The following is a 17,066-nucleotide window of genomic DNA, read 5'->3' as shown; positions in this document are numbered from 1 at the left end:
TGGCCTCAGCCGGCCCGGTCCTCCTTCAGCGGACCGACGAACCGGTACCGCGCGGCGATGAACGACTTGTTCTGGGTGGCCTCGAGCAGCTCGAGGTCGAGCCGTCGCGGCAGGATCGGCCGACCCGCGCCGAGCGTGACCGGCGCGATGTAGGCGATCACCTCGTCGAGCAGCCCCTCGTCGGCGAACTGGCCCACCAGGTCTCCCCCACCGACCACCCAGAGGTCCTTGCCGCCCGCGGCAGCCACCATGGCGTCGTACACCTCGCGGACACTGCCCTGCGCGAACCGCACGTCGGCCTCGACTCCGTCGATGACCGGCGGCTTGAGGTCGCGGTGGGTCATCACCCACGACGGCATCGAGTAGAACCACTGGTCGGGGTCGTGGGCGCGGACCCACTCGTACGTCGTCGCGCCCATCACGATCGCGCCGATGTCCTTGATGAAGTCGTCGTAGTTGAGCGGCCCCTTCCCGTCCTGGTCCTGCCGGAAGAGCCACTCGAGCGAGTCGTCGGGGTCAGCGATGTAGCCGTCGAGCGTGGTGGCGGTGTAGTAGGTCAGCTTCGGGGTGTGCGTTGTCATGCGTCCGTTCCTTCGGTCTCGCCGCGCCGGGCGCGCAGCCAGTTGATCGGGTCGCCGTGGCCGACCGACGAAGGGTCGACGCCGGCGCCGCGCAGCATCTGTCGGGTGAGCTGGCGGCGGTGGGCGGCGAAGGTCAGCACGTGTGCCACGACGCTGCCCATCTGGAAGCTCTCGGGCGGGTCGCACAGCGCGTCGATGAGCCGGTCGTCCCAGGCGCCCTTGCTGTCGATGTCGCGTACGACGCTCAGCCAGCGTGCCGCGGCGTCGTCGTGCCGCTCGAGCAGTGCCGCCGGGGTGTCGCCGCGGTCGGTCGGGAGGTCGCCTCCCTCGATCGCGGCCAGCCACACTTCCTTCGTGAACACGTGGTGCTCGAGGACCTTCGCGATCGAGGAGTCCTCGCCGTCCCAGCGCAGGACGGTCTGGCCGGGGAACCGCTCCTTGCGGTACTCCTCCTCCGGCAGGCCTTTGGCGACCTCGATCAGGTGGCGGGTGTCGTCGAGGTCGTGCTCGATGAGCTGTTCGGTCAGGGGATTCATCGGCTGCTCCGTGGTGTGCACCCACAGCGACATGGGCGGGTGGAAGTGGATCCCGTTGGGCGCCGGCAGCCAGTGGCTCCCGGCGGGCGTGCTCGGCGGATGGCCGAACGCGCGGGTGAACGCGCGGCTGAAGCCCTCGACCGACTCGTACCCCGCGTCCCACGCGGCATCGGTCACGCTCGACCCCTTGCGGAGCTGCCACGCGGCCCGCTCGAGCATCACCCGGCGCCGCATCGCGACGGGCGCCTCGTAGGCGCTGCGGGAGAGCAGCCGGTTGAAGTGGTACGGCGACGCGTAGGCGTCACCCGCCATGTCGCCCAGGGTGCGGTTGTCCTCGTCGAGCACGGCGTCGAGCAGCTCGCGCAATCGGTCGCGCGGGGTGTCCTTCATGCCGACCAGTCTCACCCCGCGCGAGCGTTGCGCGCCTGATCGTTCTTGCGCAGCCAGCGGTCGTCATTGCCAGCGTGGTCCCTGGGTCACTCTGGCAAGGACGACCGCACTGCCGCGAGCGCCTGCTCGACCCGGTCCGGGGCGTCGTGCTCGATCCACGTGATGCGGGGGTCGTCCTTCCACCAGGCGAGCTGGCGGCGGGCGAACTGGCGGGTGGCGATGACGGTGCGCTCCCGGGCCTCGTCGAGGGTGAGGTCACCGGCCAGGTGGGCGATCACCTGCTGGTAGCCGATCGCGCGGGACGCCGTACGCCCCTCGGCGAGGCCCTCGTCGAGCAGCCGACGGACCTCGTCGACGAGGCCGGCGTCGAACATCTCCGCCACCCGCTGCTCGATCCGCTGTTCCAAGAGCTCGCGGTCGATCCGGACGCCGATCTGCACGGTCGCGGGGTCGACGTACTCCCGCTGCGGCAGGGTCGCCGAGAACGGCCGGCCGGTCAGCTCGATCACCTCCAGCGCGCGGACGATCCGGCGGCCGTTGTCGGGGAGGATCCGCGCGGCCGCCTCGGGGTCGCGCTCGACGAGAAGGGCGTGCAGCTCAGCGGCACCGCGTACGGCGAGCTCGGCCTCCCACTTCGCGCGCAGCTCCGGGTCGGTGCCGGGGAACTCGAACCGGTCAAGCACCGCTCGCGTGTAGAGCGCCGAGCCGCCGACCAGGACCGGCGGCCTGCCCCCGGCACGCAGGTCCGCGATCACGGTGCGCGCCCAGCCCTGGAACTCCGCGACCGTCGCCGGGTCGCGCACGGTCAGCAGATCGAGCAGGTGGTGCGGGATGCCGCGGCGCTCGGCGACCGGGAGCTTCGCCGTACCGATGTCCATGCCGCGGTAGAGCTGCATCGCGTCGGTGTTGACGACCTCGCCACCGAGCCGCTCCGCGAGGTCGAGCGAGAGGCCTGTCTTGCCCGCCGCGGTGGGGCCGACGATGGCCACGATCGGGATCACCGGCTCCATGAGGGCAGTCTGCCAAGGTCGTCTACGGTTGGCCGGTGACTGTTCAGGACCCGGCCACAGGCGCGGAACGCTTCGTGGTCGTCCCCGCGTCGTACGTCTTCTTCCTGCGGGAGATCGACCGCGCGGTCACCGAGGTGCTGCTCCAGCTGCGGCGCGGCACCGGCTACATGGACGAGCACTGGGCGGCTGCCGCCGCCGGCCACGTCGAGCGCGGCGAGACCGCTGAGGCAGCCGCCCGGCGCGAGGCACAGGAGGAGGTCGACGTCGCCGACCTCGGCCTGGAGTTCCTGACCGCGATGCAGCGTACGGCGCACGACCTGCCCATCGACGAGCGGATCGACTTCTTCTTCGCTTCCCGCTCATGGTCGGGCGAGCCGCGGATCGTCGAGCCCGCCAAGTGCGCCGACCTGCGGTGGTTCCCGCTCGACGCTCTCCCCGAGCCGGTCGTGCCGCACGAGCTCGTCGTGCTCGAGGCGCTCCGCGCCGGCGCGGTGCCACCGCTGACCCACCACGGGTTCTAGAACAACCTCAGTCCGGGACGGCGTGCCAGTCGGCCTGGTCGACGATCGCGCGCAGATGGGTCTCGGCGCGGGTCGCGACCGGGTTCGAGCCGCTGCGGGCGGCGAGGTCGACGAGCGCCACCAGGTCCGCTGCCCGGGCGAGGTCCAGCGCGTCGTCGGCAGGGGTGCCGTGCCGGGACTCCCAGGCGGAGAGCACGCCCGCGACGTACGACGGCGCGCGCTCGAAGCGCAGCAGGTTCCCGAGGTCCGTGAACGGGTGGCCGCTGTGCGTGAACTCCCAGTCGAGCACCCCGGTCACCGCCAGCGTCCCGGGATCGAGGAGCACGTTCTTCGGGTTGAGGTCGGAGTGGACCAGGCTCGTGCGGTCGACCGTGTCGAGCCGCGCCTGCGCACGCTCCGCGATCCGCAGCAGGTCCTCGACCTCGCCACGGTGCCAGTCCATCCGCTCCAGGTCGTCGCGATGCCGCTCGACCCAGCCGACGAGGTCCATGTCGAACGGCTCGATGCGGAGGTCGCGGTCGACGAACATCCCGCCACGCAAGGTCGGCATCCCGGCCAGCACCGCGGCCACCTCGCCCAGCGCGGCGCCGACCCGGCCCAGCCCGTCGGCGTCGAGCGCCGGGACCAGCAGGTCGGCCCGCTCCCCCGGGAGGAGCTCGGTCACCAGGAGCGCGGGCATGCCGGCAGCAGGGTCGGGTCGTCGTACCTCCCGCACCTGCGGCACCGGCAGCAGGCCGCGTACGAGCCGCAGCAGCGAGGCGGCGATCTCGGCCGCGTGCTCCGGGTGCCGCGGGTCCGCATAGATGCGCACGACGGTCCGCTCGCCGCCCGCCTCGGCGAGGAACGTCTCGCCCGACCAGCCTCCCTCGAGCGGGGTCAGCGACACGCCCGCGGCCGAGAAGGGATCCATCAGCGCAGCAGCCGGGTCGGGAGCCGCGTCTCGACCGCGCCGTCCGGCCCCCGCTCGACGAAGTAGGCCGCCTTGTCCTCCTTCTCCGTCAGCGCCTCGACGAACTCGGTGCCGCGGTAGAGCACGCCGACGCCGTCGTCGGTCGCGTAGCCGTTCGGCAGCGTGCCGTCGGCGATCAGCGACTGGAAGACCGGGCGTCGCTGCTCCTCGGAGTCGTAGTGCACGCCGTTGGAGTAGGGGACCAGCCCGAGCCCGTTGGTGACCGGCCGCAGGTCCGGACCGAACGAGTCGGTCGTGCCGCCGACGTGCCAACAGATCGAGCCCGCCGACACCCCGGTCAGCACGACGCCCGCCTGCCACGCCTCGCGCATCAGGTCACCGACGCCGTGCAGCTCCCACATCGCGAGCAGGCCGGCGACGCTGCCGCCCCACACCCAGATCACGTCCTGGCCGAGCAGCAGCTCCCGCATGTCCTCGACGTTCGGCATGGTGAAGAGCTGCAGGTGCGAGCCGCGGAACCCCGCCTCCTGCGCCATGTCGTAGAAGTCGCGGACGAGCTGCGGGTTGTCCCCACTGGCCGTCGGCAGGAAGCACACCCGCGGGGCACGACCGGTCACGCCCGAGAGCTCGACCGCGTAGCGGGTCAGCGGGCCGACCGACCACCGGATCCGGTCGGCGGGCACGGCGCCACCTGAGGTGGCGAGGATCGTCGGAGCGTCGGCAGGCACCTGCCGATCGTAGGCAGGTCAGCCGCAGGCAGGCGCGTCGGGCAGCGGTGCGGGTACGCCGACGGTCGGCATGCCGAGGCCGACACCGACCGGTGCGGCCCGGCCCTGCCGGGGGGCCCAGGCGTCGCCCGAGCGGGTACGACGCAGCGCGCGCACGGGTCCGTCCGCCACCAGGTGGTGCGGGGCGGCGTACGTGATGCCGACCGTGACCAGGTCGCCGGGCCGGGCCTCGCCCTCAACCGCGGAGAAGTCCGCCTCGAAGTGGACGAGCCGGTTGTCGGGGCCGCGGCCGGAGAGCCGGTGGGTGGCGGCGTCCTTGCGTCCCTCGCCCTCGGCGACCATGAGCTCGACCTCGCGCCCGACGAGGAGCTTGTTCTCGTCCCACGCGATCTGGTTGACGAGGTCGACGAGCCGGTTGTAGCGGTCCTTCACGACCTCGGGCGGGACCTGGTCGTCGAGGACGGCCGCCGGCGTGCCAGGGCGCTTGGAGTACTGGAACGTGAACGCGCCGGAGAACCGCGCCTGCCGGACCACGTCGAGCGTGGCCTGGAAGTCCTCCTCGGTCTCGCCCGGGAAGCCCACGATGATGTCGGTCGTGATGGCGGCGTCCGGCATCGCAGCCCGGACCCGCTCGATGATGCCGAGGTACTTCGACTGCCGGTAGGACCGGCGCATCGCCTTCAGCATCCGGTCGGAGCCGGACTGCAGTGGCATGTGGAGCTGCGGCATCACGTTCGGCGTCTCGGCCATCGCCTCGATGACGTCGTCGGTGAACTCGGCGGGGTGCGGCGAGGTGAAGCGCACCCGCTCCAGTCCCTCGATGCCGCCGCACGCGCGCAGCAGCTTGGAGAACGCCTGCCGGTCGCCGAACTCGACGCCGTAGCTGTTGACGTTCTGGCCCAGCAGGGTGATCTCGGAGACGCCCTCGGCGACCAGGGCCTCGATCTCGGCGAGGATCTCCCCCGGCCGGCGGTCCTTCTCCTTGCCACGCAGGCTCGGGACGATGCAGAACGTGCAGGTGTTGTTGCAGCCGACCGACACCGACACCCACGCGGCGTAGGCGCTCTCCCGCTTGGTCGGCAGCGTCGACGGGAAGACCTCGAGCGACTCGAGGATCTCGACCTGAGCCTCCTCCTGCACCCGCGCGCGCTCGAGCAGGACCGGCAGCGAGCCGATGTTGTGGGTCCCGAAGACCACGTCGACGTAGGGCGCCTTGGCCGTGATGGTCGAGCGGTCCTTCTGGGCGAGGCAGCCGCCGACAGCAATCTGCATCTGCGGGTTGGCGGCCTTGATCGGCGCCAGGTGGGAGAGGTTGCCGTAGAGCTTGTTGTCGGCGTTCTCCCGCACGGCGCAGGTGTTGAAGACGACCACATCAGCACAGGCCGCCTGGTCGCCGTCGGCCCCCGCTTGATGCCGGACGTAGCCCGCGTCCTCCAGCAGCCCCGAGAGTCGCTCGGAGTCGTGGACGTTCATCTGGCACCCGTAGGTGCGGACCTCGTAGGTGCGGGCACTGGTCATGACGCTCAAAAGGGTACGGCGCAGCGGTGCCGGTCTCCTAAGCGGCGAGTGCAACGAATCGGCCTCGACGCCGCGCGTGGTCTAGCCGAACGGTCTGGGCGCGGCTAGCGTCGCGGCCATGACGGTGCAGGAGGAACACGCTGCCACGCCTGCAGGTGGATCCGGGCAGCCGCTGGTGCGACTTGCCGGCGTTCAGAAGCACTACGGCAACCTGCACGTGCTCAAGGACATCGATCTCGACGTCGCTCGCGGCGAGGTGGTCGTGGTCATCGGCCCGTCGGGCGCCGGGAAGTCGACGCTCTGCCGGGCGATCAACCGGCTCGAGACGATCGACGAGGGCGAGATCCTCCTCGACGGCCAGCCGTTGCCGCAGGAGGGCAAGGGCCTCGCGCGGCTGCGCGCCGACGTCGGCATGGTCTTCCAGAGCTTCAACCTGTTCGCCCACAAGACCGTGCTCGAGAACGTCACGCTGGGGCCGATCAAGGTGCGCAAGAAGTCGAAGGCCGAGGCCGAGGCGCGCGCCAAGGAGCTGCTCGAGCGGGTCGGCGTCGCCCACCAGGCGGCGAAGTACCCCGCCCAGCTCTCCGGCGGCCAGCAGCAGCGGGTCGCGATCGCGCGTGCGCTGGCGATGGACCCCAAGGTGATGCTCTTCGACGAGCCGACCTCGGCCCTGGACCCCGAGATGATCAAGGAGGTCCTCGACGTCATGGTCGACCTCGCCGAGCGCGGCATGACGATGATCGTCGTCACCCACGAGATGGGCTTCGCGCGTACGGCGGCCAACCGGGTCGTCTTCATGGCCGACGGCGCGATCGTCGAGACCACGAACCCCGAGAAGTTCTTCACCAACCCCGAGAGCGATCGAGCCAAGGACTTCCTCGGCAAGATCCTCAAACACTAAGGAGTAGGGAATGCGCAGGATGAAGCTCGGGATGGCCGCAGTTGCGGTACTCCTGGCCGGATCACTCACCGCGTGCGGCGAGGCAGGCGACGACGACAACGAAGGCGTGGACGTCGACGTCAAGGAAGACGCCGCCGAGGACTTCGACGAAGGCACCCGGATGCGCGAGCTCGCCGAGGAGGGCAAGGTCACGATCGGCGTGAAGTTCGACCAGCCCGGCCTGGGGTTCAAGGGCGCGACCGACGACGCCCCGTCGGGCTTCGACGTCGAGATGGGCAAGATCCTCGCTGCTGACCTGGGCATCGACCCCGAGAACATCGAGTGGAAGGAAACGATCTCCGACAACCGCGAGCCGTTCCTCGAGGCGGGTGAGGTCGACCTCGTGCTGGCGACGTACTCGATCACGCCCGAGCGCCGTGCCGTCGTGGGCCAGGCTGGTCCCTACTACGTGACCGGCCAGCAGCTCTTGGTGCGCGCCGACAGTGACATCGACAGCCTCGACGACATCAGGGGCACGGAGGTCTGCTCGGTCACCGGCTCGACATCCCTGGAGAACATCAAGGCCGAGGGCGCCACACCCCGCGGGTTCGACACCTACAGCGAGTGCGTGAGCCAGGTGCTGGACGGGGCCGTCGACGCGATGACCACGGACGGAGCCATCCTCCTGGGATACGCCGCGGAGCAGCCCGATGACCTGAAGGTGGTCGTGGAGCCGTTCTCCGAGGAGCGCTACGGCGTCGGCTACTCGCTCGACCACCCCGAGATGTGCGAGTGGATCAACGAGACCATCGAGGAGTCTTTCGAGAACGGTCAGTGGGAAGAGGCGTTCAACCTGACCCTCGGCGAGGCGGGCGTCGAGACGCCCGAGCAGCCCGAGCTCGACCCCTGCCCCGCGTCCTGACGAGCCGGGGCGCCGCCACCCGATGGAAGCAGTCTTCTCGAACTTCGGTGAGTATCTCGACGCCTTCGGCGTGACGCTCGCCCTGTTCGCGGTCTCCGGACTGGCCTCGATGGTCCTAGGACTGGTCCTCGCCACGATGCGCGTCGGCCCGGTCAGCGTCCTCCGGGGCGCGGCCGGGCTGTACGTGACGGTCTTCCGCAACACCCCGTTGCTCGTGATCTTCATCTTCATGGCGGTGGCGGCGCCCAAGCTCGGCTACACGTTCCGGTTCGTCGAGGATGTCGAGATCGCCGGCTGGAACGTGTCGGCGTACTTCACCAGGGCGTGCATCGCGCTGACGCTCTACACCTCTGCCTTCGTCTGCGAGGGCATCCGGTCCGGGGTGAACTCGGTGCAGCTCGGTCAAGCAGAGGCTGCCCGGGCGGTCGGGATGACCTTCCTGCAGTCGATGCGGCACGTCATCCTCCCCCAGGCCGGCCGAGCGGTGATCCCGCCGCTGGCCAGCGTCCAGATCGCGCTCGCCAAGAACACCTCCGTCGCGGCTGTCTTCGGGATGGCCGAAGCAACGGCGACCATGCGGGCGTTCAACAACAACTACGCCGACCAGCGGGTGCAGATCTTCCTGTTGTTCGCGCTCGGCTACATCGTGATCGTGGAGATCATCTCGTTCGGTTCGCACATGCTCGAGCGCAGGGCGAAGGTGGCCTGACATGGCTGGATCCGTCCTGTTCGACGCGCCGGGGCCCCGCACCATCGCCCGGCACCGCATCTACTCGGTGCTCTCCGTGCTGGCACTCGCCGGTCTCGCCGCCCTCGTGGTGCTGAAGCTGGAGGAGAAGGGACAGTTCGAGTACGCGCTCTGGGAGCCGTTCCTCACGCCCGAGTACATCGAGGCGCTCTTGGTCGACGGGCTGCTCAACACCCTGCTGATGGCGTTCGGGGCGATCCTCGGCGCTGTGGTCTTCGGCGTCCTCTTCGGCGTCGGGAAGCTCTCCGACCACCCATGGGTGCGTTGGCCCTGCTGGCTGGTCGTGGAGTTCTGGCGAGCCGTTCCGGTCCTACTGTCCATGATCTTCTGGTGGATGCTGCTGTCGCTCGGCGACGGCCCGCTCAGTCCGCTCCAATGCGTGATCATCGCCCTGACGCTCTACAACGGCGCGGTTCTCGCGGAGGCGTTCCGCGCCGGCATCCTCGCCGTGCCGGTTGGGCAGGTGGAGGCGGCGTACGCCCTGGGGATGCGCAAGACCCAGGTGATGACGACCATCCAGCTGCCGCAGGCGGTCAAGATCATGCTGCCGGTACTGGTCAGCCAGTGCATCGTCGCGCTCAAGGACACCAGCCTCGGCTATGCGATCGGTGCCCCTGGCCTCACCTACATCGGCGAGCAGATCTATATCGAGTTCCGGGTCAACCAGGTGCCGACAGCAATCGTGCTGGCGGCCGCCTATATCGCGGTCAACCTCCTCCTGACGCTGCTCGCGAACTGGCTGCAGAAGCGTTACGTCGGCGAGAAGAAGGTCCTCGAGGTGCCCATGGTCGGCGAGGCCCACGTGACCCAGCGGACGTGACGGCGCGCGCTACCTGCTCTTCGGGGTGACCCAGAGCCGGATCTCGCCCTCGATCACGACGGTGCCGTCGTCGCGTACCCCCTTGACCCGGACCGGCAGGTCACCGTCGGCGGTGTCCCACTGCTCCTGGTCGGTCTCCGCGACGCACGTGATGTCGCTGGTCGCCTTGGCGGTGTAGGAGACCTCCATCCCCTTGGGGATCCAGCGCTTGTCCTTGGGGATCGTCACCTCGGCGAGCGCTCCCATGGCGGCCTCGAGGCCGTTGCAGAGGGCGATCGCGTGCACGGTGCCGATGTGGTTCTGCACGCTGCGACGCTTCGGGATCACCAGCTCCACGTGGTTGGGCTCGACGACCGTGAACCGCGGGTGGATGGAGGCGAAGTACGGCGCCTTCTGGGCGAACGCGAGCGAGAACGCCCGCTTGCCGACGACACCACCGACGACCGGCAGGCCGGACGCGGTCTTCCAGAGGCTGTGGACCTGGCTCATGCGGTGATATTACTCATGAGTAACTCACGTCGGCAACCGCGGTGGTGCCGCTCTCGTCCGCTGGGGCGGGCCGGACTGGCCCGTTGGGACCACGTCCGGAGATCCTTCGGTCACGTCCTCGGTTTTCCCCGGTTTTCCGGTCGCCGCGCCGTCACGATGTATCCAGCTGCAAATTGAGGCGTCGCGCATCCCGCCCGACGATCGATCGGTCCCGGGTGGAGAAGACGTGGTTGGGTTCGTGCGCGCTGCAACGGTGGTCATCCTGGCCGCCGTCCTGTGGTGCGCGGCGGGCGCCGCGATCGCTGCGCCGGACGGGGTCGCCGGCCAGCAGCTCACCGTCGCGAGAGTGTTCTACGTCGACCCGCTCAGGGGCGACGACACAGCGTCGGGACGATCGACGCTGGCGCCTCTGCGCACGCTGTCGCAGGTCGCGCTGCTGGACCTCCGGCCGGGCGACCGGGTGCGGCTGCGCGCCGGGGTGGTCCACCACGGCACGCTCATCGTCCGACAGAGCGGCACCTCCCGGCAGCCCATCGTCATCGACTCTTACGGCGCCGGGGGGCGCCCGGTCGTGCAGGGAGCGGACTGCGTCCAGGTCGAAGGCAGCTACTGGCGGATCTCCTCGATCCTCGCGAAAGACTGCGTCTTCTCCGGCTTCCGCGTCCAGGGCAACAACGTGGAGCTGCGCGACATCGAGGCCACCGGCAACATCGTGGGCGTCGCGATCGAGCCCGGGTCGGCGAACACCGTGGTGCGGTCCAGCCACCTCCACCACAACAACCGGATGGCGTCCAACACACCGGGTGCCGACGACGACTACGGCGCCAGCGGCGTCGTCGTGAGCGGAGCCGGCGCCCTCATCGTCGACAACCTCATCGAGGGACACCGTGCCCTGTCGCCGGACTACGGTCACGACGGCACGGCGATCGAGGTGTACGGCGCAACAGGCACGCGCGTGCACCGCAACGTGGCGCGGGACAACCTTGCCTTCATCGAGCTCGGACATTCGAGCACGACAGGGACCCGCATCCACTACAACTCCGTCAGCTCGGAACATCCCACAGCGTCGTTCCTCATCACCCGGGGCGCGTCGACGTTCGGCCCGGTCCACGACACGGTGGCGACCCACAACTCGGTCAGGCTGACCGGCCCGGGCGCGAAGGGCATCTCCTGCCACCCCAACTGCACGGCGAGCATCCTGCAGATCGGCAGCAACGTGATCCAGGCTTCCGACGTGGGATACGCCGAGGCGCCGGACGGCTCGCTCGCGTCGATCAGCATCGGCCACAACGTCTACGACGACCTCCTCGGCGACGGCTGGTACGGACTTCGCACGGTCCGGACGGACGTACGAGCGGCCGTTTCGTTCGACCTCTCCGAGGGGGGCCTCCGGTTGCCGCCGGGCTCCCCCGCCGTCGACATCGGCGGCCCGTCCTGGTCGAGCGACATCTGGAACGCTCCCGCACCCGTCGACGGCAATGGCGACGGGCGCGCCGCCGCCGACGCCGGCGCCTTCGAACGGCAGACAACCTCCCCCTGAGCCGGCTGACTCGATCTGCCCGAGGATTTTGACAAGATTTGTCTATTCCGGGCATGTTCCGGCGCGCTGCGGGTACCCGATGGCTTTACAAAGATCGCGCCTGCTCCTGGGACGACCTTTTTGCTGGCCCGCACCGGCGACTCGGCGTCGTGCTCGCCGGCGTCACTGCTCCCAACTGAATTCCCACCAGGGGACTCCGATGATGCCTACAACCACGCCCGCACGACGTCGCCGGCACGACCTGACACGACGCTCCCGCCCATCCCGACCCCGCATCAGCCTGGTCATTCCGGCACTGAACGAAGCACGGAACCTCGCTGAGGTCCTCCCTCGTCTGCCACCCGTGCACGAGGCGATCCTCGTCGACGGCGGGTCGGTCGACGACACGGTTGCCGTCGCCCGCCGACTCCGACCCGACATCCGGGTGCGCCGCCAGACCCGGCGCGGGAAGGGCAACGCGTTGGCCGTCGGTTTCGCGGACGTCACCGGCGACGTCGTCGTCATGTTCGACGCGGACGGCAGTGCGGACCCCCGAGAGATCCCTCTCTTCGTGGATGCGCTGGTCGACGGGGCCGACTTCGCCAAGGGATCGCGCTTCCTCAGCTGCGGCGGCAGTGCCGACATCACCCCCACCCGGCGGCTCGGCAACGCTGGTCTGAACCGCACCGCGAACCTGTTGTTCGGCACCAGCTACACCGACCTTTGTTACGGCTACAACGCGTTCTGGACCGACATCGTCGACATCCTCGACCTCCCGGACCCCGCGCTCCCGCCGCTCACCAATGGCGCCATGCGGTGGGGTGACGGCTTCGAGGTGGAGACCATGATCAACTGCCGGATCGCGGCCGCCGGTCTGCGCATCGTCGAGGTCCCCAGCGTCGAGCTCGCCAGGATCCACGGCACCAGCAACCTCAACGCCCTCACCGACGGGTGTCGGGTGCTGCGCACCTTGTACGCCGAGGCCGCAAGGGCGCGGACGCTGACCCGACGGGTGGAGGGCCGAACCGCCCCCCGCTTGCCGGAGATGGGGCACTCCCGCCCGACCGACGTCGTCGCCTCCTGAAGCAGGGCTCGAGGGTGGGGCGATGACGAGCTGCTCCGTGGTGATCGCGGCCTTCGACGAGGGGAGAATGCCGCTCCTCGCGCGGGCTGTGGCGTCGGCAGTCACGCAGGCGCCGGACGTCGAGGTGGTGGTTGCCATCGACAACGACCACCGTCTGCACCGGATCGCGTGCCGGCGCTTCTCCCACGTGCGCGTCGTGCTCAATGAAGGCCCTCGCGGCGCATCGGCCACCAGGAACGCCGGCGCGCGGGCGGCGACCGGGGAGATCCTCGCGTTCCTCGACGACGACGCGGAGGCGACGCCGGGGTGGCTGCGGCGGTTGGTCGCCCCGCTCCACGCCGATCCCTCGGTAGTCGGGGTCGGTGGCTGGGTCGAGCCGAACTGGGCGGACGGTCGCCCGGTCTGGTTCCCGATGGAGCTGGGCTGGGTGGTCGGCGCCAGCTACACGGGGCTGCCGCAGCTCCCGGGCGAGGTTCGGAACGGGTGGAGCGAGAACATGGCCGTGCGCGCTGCCGACTTCTGGCTCGCCGGCGGCTTCCGCGAGGGCTTCGGGAAGGTCGACGACGCCTCACGCCCCGAGGACACCGAGCTCTGCCTGCGGATGGCGGAGCTCCGCCCGGGGGGACGATGGTGGATCGAACCCGCAGCCGTGGTCCGCCACTATGTCCCCCTCGACCGCACCACCCTGCGCTTCCTCTGGAGGAGGTGTCGCGCCGAGGGCGCCGGGAAGGCCGAGCTGGCCCGGATCGCCGGGCCCGGACGGGGACTGGCCACCGAGCGTCACTACCTGCTGAAGGTGTTGCCGCAGGGGGTGCTGTCCGGCTTCCTCGATCCTCTCCGCGGGCGGATCGGGGGCCCGTTGAGGGCGGCTGTGATCGTGCTCGGGCTGGTGGCCGCCGCTCTGGGCTTCGCCGGAAGCCTGCTGCGAACCGGACGTCGCCAGCGCACGAGGACCGACCACGCGTCCGGCCGACGTCCGCAGGGCACGCCCGGTGTACCGTCCTTCACGCGCCCCGCGCGGGTCCTCACCGTCGACCTCGCCACCGCGCTTCGTGACCTGCCGGACCCGCAACCAGGCGAGCCGGACGACGCTGTCGTCCTCGTCGCCCTGTGCGGCCGTCCGTTGGGCATGCTGTCGGTGCCGGCTTCGGCGACCGCCGGCGTCCTCGCCACGCGGATCAAGACCGAGATCGGAGCGCTCCTGCGGGCAGAGGCGTCGACCCACGGGCTCACCGTAGGCACCGTGACGGCAGACGGGTTGCCTCACGGGCGATGCCCGGTCGCGGCCCGCCGGGAGAGCCTCGCCCTGGAGGGACCCGGGATCACCGTGGTGGTGTGCACGCGCAACCGTCCGACCCAGCTCCGCCGCTGCCTCGACAGCCTCGACCGGCTGGACTACCGCGACGTCCACGTGCTGGTGGTCGACAACGCACCCGTGGACAGCGCCACGGAGAAGGTCTGTCGCGACCGACCCGTGGGTTCGAGACCCGTGGACTATGTGCGTGAGGCGGCTCCAGGACTTTCCCGCGCGCGCAACCGAGCGCTGAGGGAGATCAACCGCGAGCTCGTCGCGTTCGTCGACGACGACGAGGTCGTCGACCGGCACTGGCTGTCGGCTCTCGTCGAGGAATTCACCGCTGATCCCGAGGTGGCGGCGGTCACCGGTCTGGTCCTCCCGGCGGACCTGTCGGCGATGCCGCAAGTGCGGTTCGAGCGGTGGGGCGGCCACTCCAAGGGACGAGGCTTCGTGCGCACGGCCGTGGATCCGTCGTACCAGCGCTCGGTGCAACCCGCGGTCTATCCCCGGCCGACCTTCGGTGCGGGCGCGAACATGGCCTTCCGGCTCGACGCGCTGACTGCGATCGGAGGGTTCGACCCCTGCCTGGGCGCCGGGACCCCCACCCGAGGTGGCGAGGACACGCTGGCACTCACCGAGGTGATGCTGGCCGGCCACACGCTCGTCTACACCCCCCAGGCGATCACGTGGCACTTCCATCGCACGGACGAGGCCTCGCTCGCCGACCAGCTGACCGGATACTCACGGGGGCTCGGCGCCTACTACACCGCGCTCCTCGCGCGGGATCCGGCACGGATCCGGCCACTCACCGCAGCTCTCCTCCAGGTCGCCCGCAGGTCCCTGCGAGATCGCGCGAGGCGAGGATCGGGCCCTGGCGACACCCCACCGGAGGTCCCGCGGGTCCGCCGGGCAGCCGCCCTCGCGGCCGGGCCCGTCATGTACGCCTGGGCACGATGCACGATCCAGCGAGGACGGCCCGGATGACCGTCCTCGACAGCGGTCGGGGCAGCCGCGAGCCAGGCGGAAACCCGGATCGTCACACCGAAGCGCGCCGAGCGGCGGCGACGTCGTCGTTCGCGCTGATCGCGTCGGCCGTCGGCACCGCAGCGACGACCTACCTGTTCTGGGTGGTCGTCGCCCGGCGCGACGGCGCAGACGTGGTCGGCGCGGCCGCCGCCCAGATCGCCACGATCACCTTCCTGGGGAGCGCCGCCAGCCTGAACCTCACCGACGTGCTCGCGCGGTTCCTTCCGGGCGCGGGCGAGCTCACCGGACGACTGATCGGCCGCAGCTACCTGGCTGCTGGGTGCGCGGCAGCCCTGGCCGCCCTGGCCTTCCTCGCAACCCCCTGGGGATCGGCGGCGTCGACCGGTATCGGGGCGGTCGGCTTCGCCGTTCTCGTCGTCCTGAGTGCGATCTTCCTGATCCAGGACGGGGGGTTGATCGGGCTCGGCAAGGCAGCGTGGGTCCCCCTGGAGAACGTGACCATGGGTGTCGCGCGCCTCGCACTGCTTCCCCTCTGTGGACTGGTGGCGGCGACCTCCGGGTACGCCGTGCTCGCCTGGGGCATCGCCATGGGGACTGCGGTGGTCGTTCTCAACGCCATCGTGCTCGGCAGACTGGCTCCTCGCGCACACGGACGTCCGCGACTGCCGGAGCCGCACGAGCTCCGCCGTTTCGTCGCCGTCGAGTCGGCGAACACCGCCGTCGTCACAGCCGTGGCAACCTTTCTCCCAGCGGTCGTGACGTTCACGATGGGGCCTCGGGCCGGCGGCTACTTCTACGTGCCGTGGATGCTGATCGCCATCGGCACGCTGCTCCTGAGCAATGTCCTCATCACGGCCGTGCGGGAGGCGGTCGCCGACCCAGCTGCGGCGCCCACGGTTCTCCGGGGCCAGCTCCGGCTGGAGGCCGCGTTGGTGGCGGCTGGAACGGCCGGCTGCGCACTGCTGCCCCAGGTCCCCCTCGCGCTCCTCGGCGGCGACTTCGCACACGAGGCCGAAGGACTCCTGCGTTGGCTCGGCCTCGCGCTGCCGGGAACGGCGGCCCTCCTCCTGTTCTGGGCACTCTGCCTGATCCTCCAGCGCCCGTGGCCGGTCCTGCTGGCCAACGTCGCCACCGCAGGGTGCGTCCTCGCCGCCGTGGTCGCGTACGGCGAGACCCTCGGTCTCGCCGGCGTGGGCGCGGTGTACTGCGCCACCCAGACCGTGGGCGGACTCGCCGTCCTGCCCGTCACGGTGCGCTGGCTCAGGTCCCTTCTCCACGAACCCCCGCCCGGCGCTGTCGACGCCCGACCCCCATCAGCCCCCGGATCCGAAGGCGAAAGACGATGACCGACTCCCCGCTGAACCCCACTCCTGGCGTCGTGCCGATCGTGCCCGACCCACCCGCCACGGACGCTGCGAGCATCGAGGACCTGCGCGCCGCGCTCGTTCTGCAACAGGAGGCCGACGCGCTGGTCGCCGAGGCACTCGAGACGAAGCGCTCGGCCCTCGAGCGCGCCGAAACCCTCGTGCGCGAGGCGGAGCACGCCGCGGCTCGAGCCGAGGAGGAGGCGGCGACGGCGGCGGCACAGCGGATCGCGACCGCCCGCGAGGAGGCGGACCGACTCCTCCTCGAGGCCCAGGACCAGGCCGCCCGGATCACGAGGGAGGCCCACGCGGAGGTCGCCGCCCTCCGCCACGACGCCGCCGACCTGCGGTCCAGCGCAAAGGAGACAGTCGAGGCGGCGGAGAGGGAGCTGGAGCGGGTGCGCAGCGGGGAGGCGGAGCGTGAGCGGCAGCTGCTCGCCACCCGGGCGGAGGCGGTCCGGATGATCGAGGCTCTCGAACGCGTCGCCGTGACCCTCGACGACGAGCTCGAGAGGGTCCGCGCCGAAGTCGCGTCCGCGAGACGCAACCTCGCCCAGCTGCCCGGTGACGTCGACACCTCGAGCGTCGTCTCCCCCTCGGTGGTCCTGCAGTGGCCGCACCAGGTCCCCGCCCAGGTGGCCGACCCGGCGTCGACGGACCCTGACGAGGCGATGAGGGGGTCGAAGCACCGGCGGGGCGACGCCGGGAGCCGGCGCGGCCTGCTCCGCAAGACGCGGACCTGAGATCGCCGGCGAGCGAAGG

At 70.4% G+C, this 17,066-nt stretch carries 17 protein-coding genes; 10 read left to right on the top strand and 7 right to left on the bottom strand.

The annotated features are described in order from the left end of the window. Positions 1–5: 5 nt before the first annotated feature. The 3 genes from F0U47_RS15970 to miaA all read right to left on the bottom strand — a co-directional run bounded on the left by F0U47_RS15970 (position 6) and on the right by miaA (position 2,517). Positions 6–581: a dihydrofolate reductase family protein gene (locus F0U47_RS15970; RefSeq protein ID WP_149751472.1), complete on the bottom strand. Its 576-nt coding sequence runs from the start codon at positions 579–581 to the stop codon at positions 6–8. After that, a complete protein-coding gene (locus F0U47_RS15965; protein WP_149751471.1) occupies positions 578–1,507 on the bottom strand; it encodes a helix-turn-helix domain-containing protein in 930 nt (309 codons plus the stop codon). Before F0U47_RS15965 ends, F0U47_RS15970 begins: the two co-directional genes overlap by 4 nt. An 86-nt stretch (positions 1,508–1,593) precedes the next feature. Beyond that, positions 1,594–2,517: a tRNA (adenosine(37)-N6)-dimethylallyltransferase MiaA gene (gene miaA / locus F0U47_RS15960; RefSeq protein ID WP_149751470.1), complete on the bottom strand. Its 924-nt coding sequence runs from the start codon at positions 2,515–2,517 to the stop codon at positions 1,594–1,596. A gap of 35 nt (positions 2,518–2,552) precedes the next feature. Here miaA and F0U47_RS15955 point away from each other — a divergent pair, with 35 nt between their 5' ends. Beyond that, positions 2,553–3,038 carry an NUDIX domain-containing protein gene (locus tag F0U47_RS15955; protein ID WP_149751469.1) on the top strand — a complete coding sequence of 162 codons (486 nt, stop codon included), beginning with the start codon at positions 2,553–2,555 and terminating at the stop codon, positions 3,036–3,038. Between the two features lie 7 nt (positions 3,039–3,045). On the opposite strand, the gene F0U47_RS15950 is transcribed toward F0U47_RS15955, so the two are convergent. From F0U47_RS15950 to miaB, 3 genes are read right to left on the bottom strand one after another with little or no spacing between them, the layout of a single operon-like run. Beyond that, entirely contained in the window at positions 3,046–3,948 is a 903-nt protein-coding gene (locus F0U47_RS15950) for a phosphotransferase family protein (RefSeq protein WP_149751468.1), read from the bottom strand. Next, entirely contained in the window at positions 3,948–4,676 is a 729-nt protein-coding gene (locus F0U47_RS15945; protein WP_149751467.1) for a Type 1 glutamine amidotransferase-like domain-containing protein, read from the bottom strand. Before F0U47_RS15945 ends, F0U47_RS15950 begins: the two co-directional genes overlap by 1 nt. Positions 4,677–4,694: 18 nt before the next feature. Continuing rightward, positions 4,695–6,194 carry a tRNA (N6-isopentenyl adenosine(37)-C2)-methylthiotransferase MiaB gene (gene miaB, locus F0U47_RS15940; RefSeq protein ID WP_149751466.1) on the bottom strand — a complete coding sequence of 500 codons (1,500 nt, stop codon included), beginning with the start codon at positions 6,192–6,194 and terminating at the stop codon, positions 4,695–4,697. Between the two features lie 118 nt (positions 6,195–6,312). On the opposite strand from miaB, the gene F0U47_RS15935 reads away from it, so the two are divergent. From F0U47_RS15935 to F0U47_RS15920, 4 genes are read left to right on the top strand one after another with little or no spacing between them, the layout of a single operon-like run. Continuing rightward, on the top strand, positions 6,313–7,095 hold the full coding sequence (locus F0U47_RS15935; RefSeq protein WP_438362080.1) for an amino acid ABC transporter ATP-binding protein: 783 nt from the start codon (positions 6,313–6,315) through the stop codon (positions 7,093–7,095). Positions 7,096–7,105: 10 nt separating this feature from the next. Then, complete coding sequence (locus F0U47_RS15930) at positions 7,106–7,996, top strand: glutamate ABC transporter substrate-binding protein (protein WP_149751465.1); 891 nt, start codon at positions 7,106–7,108, stop codon at positions 7,994–7,996. 22 nt (positions 7,997–8,018) lie between these two features. Further along, a complete protein-coding gene (locus F0U47_RS15925) occupies positions 8,019–8,705 on the top strand; it encodes an amino acid ABC transporter permease (RefSeq protein WP_149751464.1) in 687 nt (228 codons plus the stop codon). 1 nt (position 8,706) lies between these two features. Beyond that, the gene (locus F0U47_RS15920; protein ID WP_149751463.1) at positions 8,707–9,564 is read left to right on the top strand and encodes an amino acid ABC transporter permease; all 858 of its coding nucleotides are present in this window, start codon (positions 8,707–8,709) and stop codon (positions 9,562–9,564) included. Positions 9,565–9,573: 9 nt separating this feature from the next. On the opposite strand, the gene F0U47_RS15915 is transcribed toward F0U47_RS15920, so the two are convergent. Further along, on the bottom strand, positions 9,574–10,053 hold the full coding sequence (locus tag F0U47_RS15915; RefSeq protein ID WP_149751462.1) for a hotdog fold domain-containing protein: 480 nt from the start codon (positions 10,051–10,053) through the stop codon (positions 9,574–9,576). A 238-nt stretch (positions 10,054–10,291) separates the two neighbouring features. On the opposite strand from F0U47_RS15915, the gene F0U47_RS15910 reads away from it, so the two are divergent. The 5 genes from F0U47_RS15910 to F0U47_RS15890 all read left to right on the top strand — a co-directional run bounded on the left by F0U47_RS15910 (position 10,292) and on the right by F0U47_RS15890 (position 17,047). Next, positions 10,292–11,593: a chondroitinase-B domain-containing protein gene (locus tag F0U47_RS15910; RefSeq protein ID WP_149751461.1), complete on the top strand. Its 1,302-nt coding sequence runs from the start codon at positions 10,292–10,294 to the stop codon at positions 11,591–11,593. Positions 11,594–11,834: 241 nt separating this feature from the next. Continuing rightward, entirely contained in the window at positions 11,835–12,656 is an 822-nt protein-coding gene (locus tag F0U47_RS15905) for a glycosyltransferase family 2 protein (protein WP_306439307.1), read from the top strand. Positions 12,657–12,678: 22 nt separating this feature from the next. Next, positions 12,679–14,937 (top strand): glycosyltransferase, encoded by a 2,259-nt coding sequence (locus F0U47_RS15900; protein WP_149751459.1) that lies wholly within the window; start codon positions 12,679–12,681, stop codon positions 14,935–14,937. Next, on the top strand, positions 14,934–16,286 hold the full coding sequence (locus F0U47_RS15895) for a polysaccharide biosynthesis protein (protein ID WP_149751458.1): 1,353 nt from the start codon (positions 14,934–14,936) through the stop codon (positions 16,284–16,286). Before F0U47_RS15900 ends, F0U47_RS15895 begins: the two co-directional genes overlap by 4 nt. Beyond that, the gene (locus tag F0U47_RS15890; RefSeq protein ID WP_149751457.1) at positions 16,283–17,047 is read left to right on the top strand and encodes a hypothetical protein; all 765 of its coding nucleotides are present in this window, start codon (positions 16,283–16,285) and stop codon (positions 17,045–17,047) included. Before F0U47_RS15895 ends, F0U47_RS15890 begins: the two co-directional genes overlap by 4 nt. Positions 17,048–17,066: the final 19 nt, after the last annotated feature.

It is taken from the genome of Nocardioides antri (genome assembly GCF_008373765.1).
GTDB classification, from domain to species: domain Bacteria; phylum Actinomycetota; class Actinomycetes; order Propionibacteriales; family Nocardioidaceae; genus Nocardioides; species Nocardioides antri.
This window is presented reverse-complemented; position numbering and strand designations above follow the sequence as displayed.